This is a genomic window from Nocardioides sp. Root140, from assembly GCF_001426745.1.
GTDB lineage: Bacteria > Actinomycetota > Actinomycetes > Propionibacteriales > Nocardioidaceae > Nocardioides.
On the sequence record NZ_LMFI01000001.1, the window covers coordinates 950,734 to 964,825 of the forward strand.

Genomic DNA, 14,092 nt, shown 5'->3' on the forward strand with positions numbered 1-14,092 from the left:
ACGTTTCGTGGCCCAGACCTCAGGCTGCACGGCCCAGGTCGACCACGACGATCGTGTGGTTGTCGGGCTCGCCTGCCTCGGCGACGGCCGTCGCGACTGCGTCGGCCACCTCCTGCGGGGTTCCGTCGAGCGTGAGCAGGCGGCCGAGATCGTCGATGTGGGAGTGGACCCCGTCAGTGGTCAGCACGAGCCGGTCGCCCTCGTGAAGGTCGAGCACGATCTCGTCGGCCACCACACCGGGCGCCAACGCCCGGTTGAGCAGGTTGCGGTGCTCGTGTGCGCGGGCCTCGTCCGCGGTCAGCTCACCGGCCTCGATCAGCGCCGCCACGACCGTGTGGTCGTGGGTGACCTGCCGGACCTCCCCATCGCGCACGAGCCAGACCCGGCCATCGCCGATGTGCGTGACCTGCGCGCTCCCACCCGTGAACGCGACGGCGGTGAGCGTCGTACCGGAGGCCGGCAGCTCAGGCAGGGCTGCGCTGACGTCCGGGGCGATCTCGGAGATCGCCCCGGCGAGCCCGCTCTCCGCAAAGGCGGCCAGGGCGGCCGCGGCCACGTCGTCGCGGTCACCGAAGCCGTCGGCGACGGCGATCAGGCCGGTGGTGACGAGGAGCGCGTCCTGCTGTGCGTCGCGTCGCCCCTGGCGGTGACTGGAGCCGTGTTCGGCGTGCAAGGTCCTGGTGGCTGTGGTCATTTCGTGTGCCTCGTTCCTCAACTGATGGACGAGAGTGGTGACGATGCCGCGCCGAGTCGCGGTGTCGGCCTCGATCTGGCGCCAGTACGCCTCGATCTCCCGAGCCGCCGCAGCGCTCGAGCCGTTGACGACGTTCTTGATCCGCGACAGTGGCATCCCCAGGATCCTGAGCGTCGCCACCAGACGGGCCCGTTCGAGCTGCGCCGGAGCGTACCTGCGGTACCCCGAGTGCGGGTCCACCTCGGCCGGACACAGCAGGCCGAGGTCGTCGTACAGCCTCAACGCCTTGGGCGTCAGTCCCGCAGCGCGGGCGAAGTCGCCGATCGTCATGAGCGTCATGGTCACCATCCTCCCGGTGTCGGTCACCGGTGAAACAGAGGTTGGGCCTTCCCGTTGGGGCAAGGTCGAGAGTCGGCTTCGTGATGGCCCTGCCGGATGCCGTGCTGCATGAAGCGGCGCAGGTAGTGGTCGATCCGGATGCCGTCAAGGGCGAGGGGGAGCGCGGCGAACCACGCCATCGTCCGCTCGTCAGGCGTCGTGCTGTGGGTGCCCAGCGGCCCGCGATGGCCGGTTCCCGACGGCCTGATTTCTTGTCCACAGATGTCGAGAATCCCTTGCCAGGGTTGACGAAACTCGATAGACTCGAACACATGTTCGAAGCGTCGGAAGTCACCCCGCCCCAGGAGCCCACCGCGGCCCCTGGAGTGGTGCTGGACGCCTCGACAGTGACCGCCTGGACAGAAGCCTTGCTGAACGTCTCCGAGGCGTCAGTGAGACCTCCGAGGCGATCTTGTCGCTCCCCTGCTCCGGGAGGCCAGCGACTCGGCCCGCGGGCAGCATGCCCAAGGATCCGAAGTCACCCCGCCCCAGAAGGATCCGAAGTCACCCCGCCCCAGGAGCCCACCGCGGCCCCTGGAGTGGTGCTGGACGCCTCGACAGTGACCGCCTGGACAGAAGCCTTGCTGAACGTCTCCGAGGCGGTGAGCGACGACGACGCCCGCATCGACGTCATCGGCGCCCTCGAGACCCTGAAGTCGGCCATCGCCGCCGCGCAGGCCGAACTGTCGGTCGACTTCGACGAGTCGATGCGTGCCAAGGCCGCCGCCTCCGGGGTCGGGAAGCGCCGCCAGGGGTGTGGCATTCTCGAACAACTCGCCGTCGCCCGCCGGGAGTCGCCGTACCGCGGGAAGCGTCACCTCGGCCTCGCCAAGCTCCTGCGCAAGGAGTTGCCGCACACCCGGGCGGCGTTCCGGGCCGGACGGATCACCGAATGGGCCGCCACCCTGCTGGCCAAGGAGACCGCCTGCCTGGAGGTTGATGACCGCGCGAAGGTGGACAAGGAGATCGCCGGCGACCTCGAGACGGTCGCGAAGCTGTCGGAGAGACAGGTCGGTGACCAGGCCCGCAAAATGGCCGCGAAGCTCGACCCCGCCTCGGTGGCCCACCGGCGGGCGAAGGCGGAGAAGGACCGCCGGGTCACCAAATGGGGTCGGTGACCAGGCCCGCAAAATGGCCGCGAAGCTCGACCCCGCCTCGGTGGCCCACCGGCGGGCGAAGGCGGAGAAGGACCGCCGGGTCACCATCCGTCCGGCACCGGACACGATGACCTACCTCACCGGGCACCTCCCGGTCGGACAAGGCGTGCAGGTCTATGCGGCGTTGAAGAAGGCCGCCGACACCCTGATCGCCGGTGGTGACGAACGCTCCCGGGCGCAGATCATGGCCGACACCCTCGTGGAACGTGTCACCGGCAAGACCCAGGCCCCGGCGGTGCCGGTGATGATCAACCTCGTCGTCTCCGACCAGACCCTCCTCGGCACCAGTCACGACCCGGCGAACCTCGACGGGCACGGCACCATCCCCGCCGACCTGGCCCGCCACCTGGTCGCCACCGCACTCGAACACGAAATCCAGACCTGGCTACGCAAGGTCTACGCCTCACCCCACGGCGGCCTCACCGCCATGGACTCGAGGGCCCGGATCGTCCCCCACGGACTCGCCACCCTCATCCGCACCCGCGACGGCGGCATCTGCCGCACCCTGTACTGCGACGCACCCATCAGACACATCGACCACGCCACCGGCATCGCCAACGGCGGGCAGACGGTCGAGGAAGACCTCCAAGGACTGTGCGAGGGCTGCAACTACGCCAAACAAGCACCCGGCTGGACCGCGTCCGGCCACCACCCACCCCACGGGCGACATCAAGTCACCACCACCACACCGACCGGGCACACCTACGTCTCCACCGCACCACCCCTACCCGGCTGGGCCGACCCGCCACGCCATCTGGTTGTCGTCGAACCGCAGGACCCGAGCGACCTGCTCTCGGACTACGAGCTCATCGACGACGCCGCCTGATCTCCGTGTGGCAGGCGCAGTGCAGTTCTCGGTGTCGAGCCTGTCGACACGACGGGAGGCCGTAGGGTGACCAGCCATGGACTGGGCAGCACATCTCGACACGGTGATCGTCTGTGTCGTCCTCGGAGCGATCACCGGATGGTTCGTTCCACGCGTCGTGGCGAGGCTGCCCGAACCCGTCCCGTTCGCCGAGGAAGAAACCGACGGTGAGGCGCACGACGACGCGGGCGGGGAGACCAGGGCCGAGCCCGAGGAACCCAAGCCGTTGTACGCCGACCTGGCTGCTGCACCACACATGGCGACGTGGACCGCGGGCTGGTCCGCGCTCGTCGCCGGCCTCATCGGCGCACGAATCGGGTGGGACTGGCCGCTGCTCTACCTCGTGCCGCTGGTGCCGATCGGCGTCGCGCTGGCGTGGGTCGACCTGCGGACCCGCCTGCTGCCGAAGCTGATCGTCGGACCCACCTACCTGCTGACCGCCGTGCTGCTGCTGGTCTGCGCCCTCGCCCAGGGTGACGCCGACGCGTTGATCCGTGCCGGGATCGGCTGGCTCGTCGCCGGCTTCGTCTACTGGTTCCTGTGGCGGTTCACGCCCGGCATGGGCTACGGCGACGTACGCCTGTCCGGCATCCTCGGCATGGCGCTGGCCTACCTCGGCTGGGCGGAGTTCGCCGTCGGCACCTACGCCGGGTTCGTGATCGGCGTGGTCGGCTGGATCCCGCTGCGAGTGCTGCGGATCACCAGCGACCGCACCTTCCCGTTCGGTCCGTTCATGTTGGTGGGCGCGGTGGTCGGCGTGCTGTGGGGCGCCGACATCGGCGGCTATCTCGCCGACCGGCAGGGCTGACGAGCGCGCGCGGGGCGCGTGAAAGACTGCACCCATGCTGCGTTGGCTCACTGCGGGCGAATCCCACGGCCCGTCCCTTGTCGCGATCCTCGAAGGCCTCCCTGCCCATGTGGAGGTGACCTCGACCGACATCGCCGACGCGTTGGCCCGGCGCCGACTCGGCTACGGCCGCGGCGCCCGCATGAAGTTCGAGCAGGACCAGGTCACCATCATCGGCGGCGTCCGGCACGGCAAGACCCAGGGCGGACCGGTCGCGATCCAGGTCGGCAACACCGAGTGGCCCAAGTGGGAGCAGGTCATGTCGGCCGACCCGGTCGACCCCGAGATCTTGGACAGCCTGGCCCGCAACGCGCCGCTCACCCGGCCGCGTCCCGGCCATGCCGACCTGGCCGGCATGCAGAAGTACGGCTTCGACGAGGCCCGCCCGATCCTCGAGCGCGCCTCCGCCCGCGAGACCGCCGCCCGGGTGGCGCTCGGTCGGGTGGCCAGCAACTTCATCGAGCAGACCATTGGTGCGCGCATCGTCTCCCACGTCGTCGAGCTCGGGGGAGTGGCCGCGCCCTACGGCAGCGTGCCCAGCCCTGAGGACGTCGAACGGCTCGACGCGGACGAGGTGCGCTGCCTCGACCCCGATGCCAGCAAGCAGATGGTTGCGGCGATCGACCAGGCCCACAAGGACGGCGACACCCTCGGCGGCGTCGTCGAGGTGGTCGTCCACGGACTTCCGCCGGGCCTCGGCTCGCACGTGCACTGGGACCGTCGCCTCGACTCGCGCCTGGCCGGTGCCCTGATGGGCATCCAGGCGATCAAGGGTGTCGAGGTCGGTGACGGCTTCGGCCTGGCCGCCGTTCCCGGCTCGCAGGCCCACGACGAGATCGTGCCGTCACCCGAGGGCATCCGGCGTACGTCGGGTCGCTCGGGCGGCACCGAGGGCGGCATGACCACCGGGGAGATCCTGCGGGTCCGGGCGGCGATGAAGCCGATCGCCACGGTGCCGCGGGCCCTCAAGACCATCGACGTTGCCACCGGCGAAGAGGCGGTGGCCCACCACCAGCGCTCCGACGTCTGTGCCGTGCCGGCCGCCGGCATCGTCGCCGAGGCCATGGTCGCGCTGGTCGTGGCCGACGCCGTGATCGAGAAGTTCGGCGGCGACTCGGTCGCCGAGACCGCGCGCAACTGTGCGTCCTACCTCGACGCCATCGCCTTCAAGTGAATCTCGACAAGCTCGATCACCGACCGCAAGCCGATCACCGACCGCGCGTCGTCCTGATCGGCCCGATGGGGTCGGGCAAGACCACGGTGGCCGGCCGGCTGGCCCGGCACTGGGGCGTGTCGTCTCGCGACACCGACCACGACGTCGAGGTCGCCGAGGGCCGGGCCATCTCGGACATCTTCGTGGAGTCGGGAGAGGCGCACTTCCGCGCCCTCGAACGCGCCGCCGTGAAGCGGGCACTCGAGGAGCACGACGGTGTCCTCGCACTGGGCGGAGGCGCCGTCGTCGACGAGCAGACCCGCGCGGCGCTGGCCGGACACACCGTCGTCTTCCTGCGCGTCGGACTGGCCGACGCCGTCAAGCGGGTCGGGCTTGGCACGTCGCGACCGTTGCTGCTCGGCAACGTGCGCAGCCGGATCAAGGCCCTGCTCGACGAGCGCACACCGGTCTACGAGGCCGCCGCGACCTTCGCCGTCGACACGGACGGACGCACCCCCGACGAGATCGCGGACGAGATCGTCACCCGAATCGAGGAACAGTCATGAGTGAGCCCACCGTCCTGCACGTCGGCGGTGCTTCGCCGTACGACGTCGTCATCGGGCACGACCTCATCGACCGCCTGCCCGGCCTGATCGGCGAAGGTGTCGAGCGGGTGGCGCTCCTCTTCCCCGGTGAGCTCGGTGAGCTGGCCGAGCCGGTGCTGCGCGCGCTGGTCGAGGAGTACGACGTGCTCGCGCTCGGCCTGCCCGACGGCGAGAACGCCAAGACCGCCTCGGTCGCCAACGACTGCTGGGAGGCACTGGGGGAGCGCGGCTTCACCCGCTCCGACGCCGTGGTCACGGTGGGAGGTGGCGCGACCACCGACCTGGGTGGCTTCGTGGCCGCCAGCTGGTTGCGCGGCGTCAAGGTCGTGCACGTGCCGACCACGCTGCTCGGCATGGTCGACGCCGCGGTCGGTGGCAAGACCGGCATCAACACCGGCGCCGGGAAGAACCTGGTCGGCGCCTTCCACGAGCCCGCGGGAGTGCTCTGCGACCTGTCGCTCCTGGCCACCCTGCCTGCCCAGGAGCTGCGGGCCGGCCTCGGTGAGGTCATCAAGTGCGGCTTCATCGCCGACCCCGAGATCCTGCGCCTCGTCGAGGACGACCCGGCTGCGGCCCAGGACCCGGCATCGCCGGTGCTGCGTGAGCTGATCACCCGCGCCATCCAGGTGAAGATCGACGTGGTGGTCGCCGACCTCAAGGAGACCGGCGGCGTCGAGGGGCACCCCGGTCGCGAGGCGCTCAACTACGGCCACACCATGGCGCACGCCATCGAGCGGGCCACCGACTACGAGATCCGGCACGGCGAGGCCGTGGCCATCGGCTGCGTCTACGTCGCCGAGCTGGCGCGTCGCGCGGGTGTGCTCGCCGACGATCTCGCCGACCGCCACGCCGCCACGTTCGGCCTGGTCGGACTGCCGACCTCGTGGTCCGGCGCCGGGTTCGACGAGCTGCACGATGCGATGAAGGTCGACAAGAAGTCGCGCGGCTCGCAGCTCCGGTTCGTCGTGCTCGACGAGCTTGCGAAACCGCGCGTCCTCGCCGGTCCGTCGGAGGCCGACCTGCGCGCGGCGTACGACGTGATGACCGGAGGCGTGCAGTGACCCGGGTCCTCGTGCTCAACGGGCCCAACCTGGGCCGGCTCGGCAAGCGCCAGCCCGAGATCTACGGCCACACGACGTACGCCGAGCTGTCGGACCTGTGCGTGCAGTGGGGCACCGAGCTGGGGCTGGACGTCGAGGTGCGCCAGACCAACCACGAGGGCGAGCTGCTCGACTGGCTCAACACCGCCGCTGACGAGGCGACGCCGGTGGTGCTCAACGCGGCCGCTTGGACGCACTACTCGTGGGCGCTCTTCGACGCCTGTGCGCAGCTGACTGCGCCGCTGGTCGAGGTGCACATCTCCGACCCGTCGCAGCGCCCGGAGGAGTTCCGCCACACCTCCGTCGTGACGCCCCATGCGGTGCGGGTCATCGCCGGCCGTGGGATCGACGGCTACCGCGAAGCCCTCGAGCTGCTCGCGCCGAGCTGAGGGAACCGTTCCCGAGCGCTGCTCGTCCAAGGTTCGGCCGTCCGGCCGCGGAGGACGAGGAGAGCACGATGGACAAGTCAGTGACGCTGAGCGTCAAGGGGATCCTGCTTGCAGGCCTGGTGCTGCTCGCACTGGTGACGGCGTACCTGCTCGGCGGGGCCGGCGACTCGCCGGGGACGACCGCGCGCGCCGACGAGGGTGACGGCGCGGCGACGCAACGACAGATGACCATGGTCGGCACGGGCACGGCGACCGCCGTGCCGGACCAGATCTCGTTCACGGTCTCGGTGAGCCACCTCGACCCCGACCTGGAGACGGCGCTGGCCGAGGCGAGCACCACGATGAAGGCGGTGCTCGGCCGGCTCGAGGAACACGGCGTGACCGCGAAGGACATGCAGACCACCGGCCTCTCGATGAACCGGGAGTACGACTACCCGAGCTACGGGAGCCCGGTGTTCAAGGGCTACCGGGTCAACCAGAAGGCGCGGATCCGGGTGCCGGAGCTGAAGGAGGGCGGCAAGGCGATCACCGCGGCCGTCGATGCCGGCGGCAACCGTGTGCGGGTCAGCAACATCGACCTCGAGGTCTCCGACCGGGAGGCCGTGCTGGCCGAGGCCCGCAAGGCCGCCGTCGAGCAGGCCACCGCGAAGGCGGAGGAGTACGCCGACGCGGCCGGGCAGGACCTCGGCGACGTGGTGACCCTCAAGGAGGTGTCCACCAGCACCCCGAGCACCGAGCTGCTGGACATGCAGTCCTACCGGATGGCCGCCAGCGACCTGGCCGCGAAGGTGCCGATCCGGGCCGGCGAGGACGAGCTGGCGGTGCGGGTGCAGGTGGTGTGGCAGCTCGGTTGACGCCTCGACCCGGACGCCGGGTCAGCGCCGGTGGGACCCCTGCAGAGGACGGGGTTCAGTGGCGGCGGCCAGGTGGCTGTGCCGGCGGCCGTACGCCACGTACAGCACCAGGCCGCCGGCCATCCAGATCGCGAAGTTGCGCCAGGTCTCGCCGGTCAGGTTGAGCATCAGCCAGCCGGTGGCGGTCGCGGACAGCACCGGCAGCAGGGGCATCATCGGCACCCGGAACCCACGCTCGAGGTCGGGCTGCGTGCGCCGCAGCACGATCACCGCCAGGGCGCAGAACAGGAACGAGAAGAGGGCGCCGATCACCAGCAGCTGCTCGAGCTGGAAGAGCCCCGGCCACAGCGCGAGCACGGCGGCGATCGAGCCGGCGACCAGGGCAGCGGTGCTGGGGGCCAGGAAGGTCGGGCTGACCCGGCCGAGTGACGGCGGGAGCAGGCCGTCGCGGCCCATCGCGAACAGCACCCGGCTCTGGGCGATCAGCACCACCATGATCACGGTGGTCAGCGCAAGCAGGGCACCGAGGTTGACCACCTGGGCGGCCCATCCCACACCGACCGCCTCGAGAGCATCAGAGACGGGCGCCGGCGAGCCGAGCTCGGCCGAGGGTCGCAGCCCGACCAGGACGACAGCCATCGCCACGTAGAGCAGGGTGACGATCGCCAGCGAGATCATCATGCTGCGGGGGATGCTGCGCCGCGGCTCGTGCGCGTCCTCGGCGGCAGTCGCGATCAGGTCGAAGCCGATGTAGGCGAACACGATCACGCCGGCGGCACTGAACACGCCGACCGCCCCGAACTGCTCGGTGGAACCGACCAGCATCTGCAACACGGTGCGTGGCCCGTCGGTGGCCTCGGCCTCGCGGCCCTGGGGGACGAACGGGGTGTAGTTGCCGGGAGTGACGTACGCCGCGCCGACCGCGATCACGAAGCCGATCACCGCGAGCTTGGCGGCCACGACCCAGGTCAGCACCCGGGCGGAGAGCTTGGTGCCAGTGACCACCAGCAGGCCGATCACGGCGACCGCGACGAACGCCACCCAGTTGGTGCCGGTGTCGGCCGACGCGTGCTCACCCAGCCAGGCGGGGATCTCGAGGCCGAACCCGTCCAGGGTGGCCACGAAGTACGTCGCCCAGAAGCGACCGACCAACGCCGCAGCGACCACGAGCTCCAGGACCAGGGCCCAGCCCACCAGCCACGCCCAGACCTCACCGATGGCGACGTAGCTGAAGGTGTAGACGCTGCCGGCTGCCGGGATGGTCGAGGAGAGCTCGGCGTAGCTGAACGCCGCGAGCAGGCAGACCAGCGAGGCGATGCCGAACGAGATGATCACCGCCGGTCCGGCCGCGGTCGCGGCCTGCTGGCCGGCCAGGCCGAAGATGCCGGCGCCGATCATCACACCGAGGCCGAGCATCACCAGGTGAGCGGTGCCGAAGACCCGGGGGAGACGATGCCGGCCGGCGTCGACGCGATGGATCGCGACCTCAGCGGGCAGCCTGCGGCCCGGGGACGTATGCCGAGTCATACTCACCTCATGGTTCGGGGGTGTCCGCTGTGCGGACAAAGTGCCTCAAGGAGCGCACGCTATCCCTCGGCGGTCCGATTTGTCAGGTCCCGGTGCCGGTGGGATCACGGACGTGGAACCGGAGGTCTGGTCCCGGGAGGACGACGAGATTGGCGGCTACGGGCCGTGGGACGTATAGAATTGGCGGCTGCTGCCCGCTGGCCTCCGGCGCGGGCGACTCCGACACCCCCGACTCGAAGAGGCTCACGCGCGCATGGCAACAACGAACGACCTGAAGAACGGCATGGTTCTCAAGCTCGAGGGCCAGCTCTGGACCGTCGTCGAGTTCCAGCACGTCAAGCCCGGCAAGGGCCCGGCCTTCGTGCGCACCAAGCTCAAGAACGTCGAGTCGGGCAAGAACGTCGACAAGACCTTCAACGCCGGCACCAAGGTCGAGACCGCCAACGTTGACAAGCGCACCATGCAGTACCTCTACAACGACGGCACGTCCTACGTCTTCATGGACACCTCCACCTACGACCAGCTCGAGGTGACCCCCGAGATCGTCGGTGACGCCGCGAACTTCATGCTCGAGAACCAGGAAGCCATCGTGGCGACCAACGAGGGTCGGGTGCTCTTCGTCGAGTTGCCCGCCTCGGTCGAGCTGCTGATCAGCCAGACCGACCCCGGCCTCCAGGGCGACCGTTCCACCGGTGGCACCAAGCCGGCCACCCTCGAGACCGGCCACGAGATCCAGGTCCCGCTGTTCATCAGCTCGGGCGAGAAGGTCAAGGTCGACACCCGCGACTCGTCGTACCTCGGTCGCGTCAAGTCTTGAGCGCCCGCACCAAGGCCCGCAAGCGCGCCCTCGACGTCCTGTTCGCCAGCGAACTGCGCAACGAGGGTCCCGTGATCGCACTCGACCGGTCGATCGCCGACGGCGAGGGACCGACGAACGACTACACCGCCACGCTGGTGCGCGGCGTGGTCGAGCACCAGGAAGAGATCGACGCGCTGCTCTCGGGTGCGGCCGAGGGCTGGACCCTCGACCGGATGCCGGCGGTCGACCGCAACGTCCTGCGCATCGGCACGTGGGAGCTGCTGTACGCCGACGACGTCCCCGACGCCGTGGCGGTCTCCGAGGCGGTCAACCTCGTGCGTGACCTCTCCACCGACGAGTCGCCCGGCTACGTCAACGGAATCCTCGGCACCATCCAGCGCACCAAGGCCTGATCCGCGAAGATGTGAAGGCTCTCACCGGGCCTTCACCTGCGGCTCATGAGCGGCCGTGAACCTGTTCTCCTCACTACTCGGAGGAGAACAGTTCATGAACACCGTCCTGATCCTGGCGTTCGACGTCGCGGCCATCGCCGTCCTGGCACACGGCATCTACTTCCGGCGACACCGTCGCCGGGACATGCTGATCGCCTACACCGCCCTCAACGTCGGTGTGATGGCCGTGGCCATGGTGCTGGCCACCTCGACCGTGGCGGCGGGTCTCGGGCTCGGGCTGTTCGGCGTTCTGTCGATCATCAGACTCCGTTCCTCGGCGTTGACCCAGGAGGAGGTCGGCTACTACTTCGCCTCCCTCGCGCTGGGACTGATCTGCGGGCTGCGCCCCGACCCGGTGTGGGTGGCACCGCTGGTCGGTGCCCTGTTGGTCGCGGTCATGTACGTCGCCGACCACCCGCGGATGCACGTGCACAACCGCCAGCAGGAGCTGACCCTGGACCGCGCCATCACCGACGAACGCGTCCTGGTCGCCCGGCTCGGCGAGCTGCTCGGGGCGGAGATCCAGCGGTTCATCGTCACCGAGACCGACCTGGTGCGTGACGTCACGGTCGTCGACGTCCGCTACCGCGTGCACCCGCAACGCCGACCGCTCGACGCCGGGCGGGACGACCAGCCCGAGCACGACCGCCTCGAGCCGGAGTCGACGCCGTACCCCGCCACGGCCCTGCGCGACCAGCGGCCGGGCGTGCGATGAACCGGGGACCCGCAGCCGTTGCCCAGCGGGTCGGGGTCGGTGCCTTCGCCCCGATCACCCTGGCCGAGGTGGTGGAGGCGGCCTCGCTGCAGACCCGGGTGGACCGGAAGTACCTGATCCCTCCGGACGCCTTCGCGGCCCTGATGCACGGGCTGGTCGGGACCTGTCGCGTGCTGGAGATCGACGGGCTGCGCGACTTCCGCTACGAGTCGGTCTACTTCGACACCGCCGGGCTGGACTCCTACCGCCGTGCGGCCACCGGTCGCCGCCGCAAGTTCAAGGTGCGCACCCGCAGCTATCTCGACTCGGGGGGCACCGTGCTCGAGGTGAAGACCGAGGGCGGCCGGGAGGAGACCGTCAAGGACCGACTGGCCACGACCGCGGCGCAGCGCGACAGCCTCGACCCGGCGGGCCTCGCGTTCGTGGACGCACGCATCGACGTCCCGGCGTGCGGGCTGGGGCCGGTGCTCACGACCACCTACCATCGGGCCACCCTGGTCGACGCGGACGCCGGCTTCCGGATGACGTGCGACGCCGGCCTCCGCCTGAGCGACTGGGCCGGCACCGTGGTCGAGATGACCGACCACGTGCTGGTCGAGACCAAGTCCCTGCGCGGGGCCGGGCCGGCCGACCGGTTGCTGTGGCGGCTCGGGCACCGACCGGTGCCGATCAGCAAGTACTGCGTCGGGATGGCCGCCGTCGACCCGCGGCTGCCGGCCAACCGCTGGAACCGGACGCTGCGGCGCTACTTCGGATGGCGTCCAGCGTGACCTGGGACACGCCGGCTCGTTGAGCGGCTCGTGGAGATCTCCCGTCGTGACCTGCTGAGATCCGGACTGGCCGTGGGTGCGGTCGCCTCCTTGGGCGGTGCCGGCCTCGTCGTCGACCCCGCACGTGCGGCTCCGGGCGTGCCGATCGCGGCGGCCGGTACGACCCTCGAGCGCACCTTGCTGCGCGGTCCGGCCGGTGGTGGCGGGTACCGGCAGGTCGTCCACGGGCCGGGGGAGCCGCACGTCGTGCGCACCGACCTGGGTAGGCCGGCGAGCGTCGGGCGCGACGGTCGGCGCCGGGGACTCCTGGCCTTCGCCCACCTCACCGACCTCCACGTGGTCGACGCCCAGTCGCCGATGCGCCTGGAGTGGCTCGACCGCTTCGACGACCAGGACAAGCCCGGCGACCCGACGACGGGACTGGCCTCCTCGGCGTACCGACCGCAGGAGATGCTCAGCGCCCACGTCGCGGAGTCGATGGTGCGCGCGGTCAACGACGTCGGGGTCGGGCCGGTCACCGGCGCGCCGCTCGCCTTCGCCCTGCAGACCGGCGACAACTCCGACAACGCCCAGCGCAACGAGGTCCGCTGGAACATCGACCTGCTCAGCGGTGGGACCACGGTGACCCCCGACTCCGGCGACCTGACCCGGTGGGAAGGCGTGGCCGACAACGACCGCCTCCACTACGACGTCCACTACTGGCATCCCGACGGCAACCCGCCACTCACCCAGGCCGACCAACCCCGCCGGCTGTACGGCTTCCCGTCGGTCCCCGGCTTGCTCGCCGCAGCGCGAACACCCTTCGTGGCGCAGGGCCTGGGCATCCCGTGGTACTCCGCGTTCGGCAACCACGACGGCCTGGTGCAGGGGAACTTCCCGCCGGGCAGCCTGGGACTCGCCATGAGTGCGGTCGCCACGGGCGGCCTGAAGCTGATCTCACCGCCACTCGGAGTCTCCTTGGCCGACCTGATGCGTCTGCTCGGGCAGGACTACCAGGGCTTCCTGCAGGGCCTGGCCCTGACGCCGTTCGTGCGGGCGGTGACGCCCGACCCGGAACGCCGGATCCTGAACCGGGGCGAGGTCGTGGACGAACACTTCACCACCACCGGCTTCCCGGTGGGCCACGGCTTCACCGAGCAGAACCGGGCCCAGGACACGGCCTACTACGCGTTCGACCAGGGACCGGTGCGCTTCCTGGTGCTCGACACCGTGAACCAGAACGGCTACTCCGACGGCTCCCTCGACCGGCCACAGTTCGACTGGTTGGCGGCCCAGCTGGCCGCCTCGCGGGACCGCCTCGTCGTCATCTCGAGCCATCACACCAGCGACACGATGACCAATCCGCTGGTGGCCGCGGGGGGAGAGGTGACACCTCGGGTTCTCGGGCCCGAGGTCGTCACGCTGTTGCTCGGGCATCCGCAGGTCATCGCATGGATCAACGGCCACACCCACCGCAACCAGGTGTGGGCACGCCGTCAGGAAGGTCTGCCGGGTGCGTTCTGGGAGATCAACACCGCGTCGCACGCCGACTTCCCGCAGCAGTCAAGACTTGTCGAGATCGTCGACAACCTCGACGGATCGCTCTCGATCTTCAGCACGATGCTCGACCACGCCGGCCCGGCGGCGTACGGCAGTCGTCTGCACGACCCGGTCGCGCTGGCCGGGCTGGCCCGTGAGCTCAGCGCCAACGACTGGCAGGAGCGGTCCCAGGACCGTCGTGGCGCCACTGACGCACGCAACGTGGAGCTGCTGATCGAGGCGCCCGCGCTGGCCTGAGGTCGAGCCGG

16 protein-coding genes are annotated in these 14,092 nt (G+C 70.2%); 13 read left to right on the top strand and 3 right to left on the bottom strand.

Features of this window, described 5'->3' with window-relative positions; all coding sequences use genetic code 11:
* Positions 1-19: 19 nt before the first annotated feature.
* The gene (locus tag ASD30_RS04610) at positions 20-1,033 is read right to left on the bottom strand and encodes a MerR family transcriptional regulator (protein ID WP_162250915.1); all 1,014 of its coding nucleotides are present in this window, start codon (positions 1,031-1,033) and stop codon (positions 20-22) included.
* Positions 1,034-1,056: 23 nt separating this feature from the next.
* A complete protein-coding gene (locus ASD30_RS25910; protein WP_082563550.1) occupies positions 1,057-1,344 on the bottom strand; it encodes a hypothetical protein in 288 nt (95 codons plus the stop codon).
* Between the two features lie 309 nt (positions 1,345-1,653).
* Between ASD30_RS25910 and ASD30_RS27750 the strand changes: the two genes are divergently transcribed.
* The 8 genes from ASD30_RS27750 to ASD30_RS04650 all read left to right on the top strand — a co-directional run bounded on the left by ASD30_RS27750 (position 1,654) and on the right by ASD30_RS04650 (position 8,042).
* Positions 1,654-2,190 carry a DUF222 domain-containing protein gene (locus ASD30_RS27750; RefSeq protein ID WP_200951070.1) on the top strand — a complete coding sequence of 179 codons (537 nt, stop codon included), beginning with the start codon at positions 1,654-1,656 and terminating at the stop codon, positions 2,188-2,190.
* A 13-nt stretch (positions 2,191-2,203) separates the two neighbouring features.
* Positions 2,204-3,055, top strand: a complete 852-nt coding sequence (locus ASD30_RS27050) for an HNH endonuclease (protein ID WP_056677483.1) — start codon at positions 2,204-2,206, stop codon at positions 3,053-3,055.
* A 76-nt stretch (positions 3,056-3,131) separates the two neighbouring features.
* Entirely contained in the window at positions 3,132-3,902 is a 771-nt protein-coding gene (locus ASD30_RS04625; RefSeq protein ID WP_056677486.1) for a prepilin peptidase, read from the top strand.
* A gap of 34 nt (positions 3,903-3,936) precedes the next feature.
* Positions 3,937-5,115 carry a chorismate synthase gene (aroC, locus tag ASD30_RS04630; protein WP_200951072.1) on the top strand — a complete coding sequence of 393 codons (1,179 nt, stop codon included), beginning with the start codon at positions 3,937-3,939 and terminating at the stop codon, positions 5,113-5,115.
* On the top strand, positions 5,112-5,660 hold the full coding sequence (locus tag ASD30_RS04635; protein ID WP_414858574.1) for a shikimate kinase: 549 nt from the start codon (positions 5,112-5,114) through the stop codon (positions 5,658-5,660). Before aroC ends, ASD30_RS04635 begins: the two co-directional genes overlap by 4 nt.
* On the top strand, positions 5,657-6,760 hold the full coding sequence (gene aroB, locus ASD30_RS04640) for a 3-dehydroquinate synthase (protein ID WP_056677489.1): 1,104 nt from the start codon (positions 5,657-5,659) through the stop codon (positions 6,758-6,760). Before ASD30_RS04635 ends, aroB begins: the two co-directional genes overlap by 4 nt.
* Positions 6,757-7,188: a type II 3-dehydroquinate dehydratase gene (locus ASD30_RS04645; protein ID WP_056677492.1), complete on the top strand. Its 432-nt coding sequence runs from the start codon at positions 6,757-6,759 to the stop codon at positions 7,186-7,188. Before aroB ends, ASD30_RS04645 begins: the two co-directional genes overlap by 4 nt.
* A 68-nt stretch (positions 7,189-7,256) precedes the next feature.
* Positions 7,257-8,042 (top strand): SIMPL domain-containing protein, encoded by a 786-nt coding sequence (locus tag ASD30_RS04650; protein ID WP_056677495.1) that lies wholly within the window; start codon positions 7,257-7,259, stop codon positions 8,040-8,042.
* A gap of 21 nt (positions 8,043-8,063) precedes the next feature.
* Here ASD30_RS04650 and ASD30_RS04655 read toward each other — a convergent pair whose 3' ends face one another.
* A complete protein-coding gene (locus ASD30_RS04655) occupies positions 8,064-9,569 on the bottom strand; it encodes an amino acid permease (protein ID WP_082563551.1) in 1,506 nt (501 codons plus the stop codon).
* A 253-nt stretch (positions 9,570-9,822) separates the two neighbouring features.
* Between ASD30_RS04655 and efp the strand changes: the two genes are divergently transcribed.
* The 5 genes from efp to ASD30_RS04680 all read left to right on the top strand — a co-directional run bounded on the left by efp (position 9,823) and on the right by ASD30_RS04680 (position 14,081).
* A complete protein-coding gene (gene efp / locus ASD30_RS04660) occupies positions 9,823-10,386 on the top strand; it encodes an elongation factor P (protein WP_056677498.1) in 564 nt (187 codons plus the stop codon).
* Positions 10,383-10,781 (top strand): transcription antitermination factor NusB, encoded by a 399-nt coding sequence (gene nusB / locus ASD30_RS04665; protein WP_056677500.1) that lies wholly within the window; start codon positions 10,383-10,385, stop codon positions 10,779-10,781. Before efp ends, nusB begins: the two co-directional genes overlap by 4 nt.
* Before the next feature lie 94 nt (positions 10,782-10,875).
* Positions 10,876-11,535, top strand: coding sequence for a DUF4956 domain-containing protein (locus ASD30_RS04670; RefSeq protein ID WP_056677502.1), 660 nt, complete (start codon positions 10,876-10,878; stop codon positions 11,533-11,535).
* Entirely contained in the window at positions 11,532-12,305 is a 774-nt protein-coding gene (locus tag ASD30_RS04675; RefSeq protein WP_056677505.1) for a polyphosphate polymerase domain-containing protein, read from the top strand. Before ASD30_RS04670 ends, ASD30_RS04675 begins: the two co-directional genes overlap by 4 nt.
* Positions 12,306-12,335: 30 nt before the next feature.
* On the top strand, positions 12,336-14,081 hold the full coding sequence (locus ASD30_RS04680; RefSeq protein ID WP_156388643.1) for a TIGR03767 family metallophosphoesterase: 1,746 nt from the start codon (positions 12,336-12,338) through the stop codon (positions 14,079-14,081).
* Positions 14,082-14,092 lie beyond the last annotated feature (11 nt).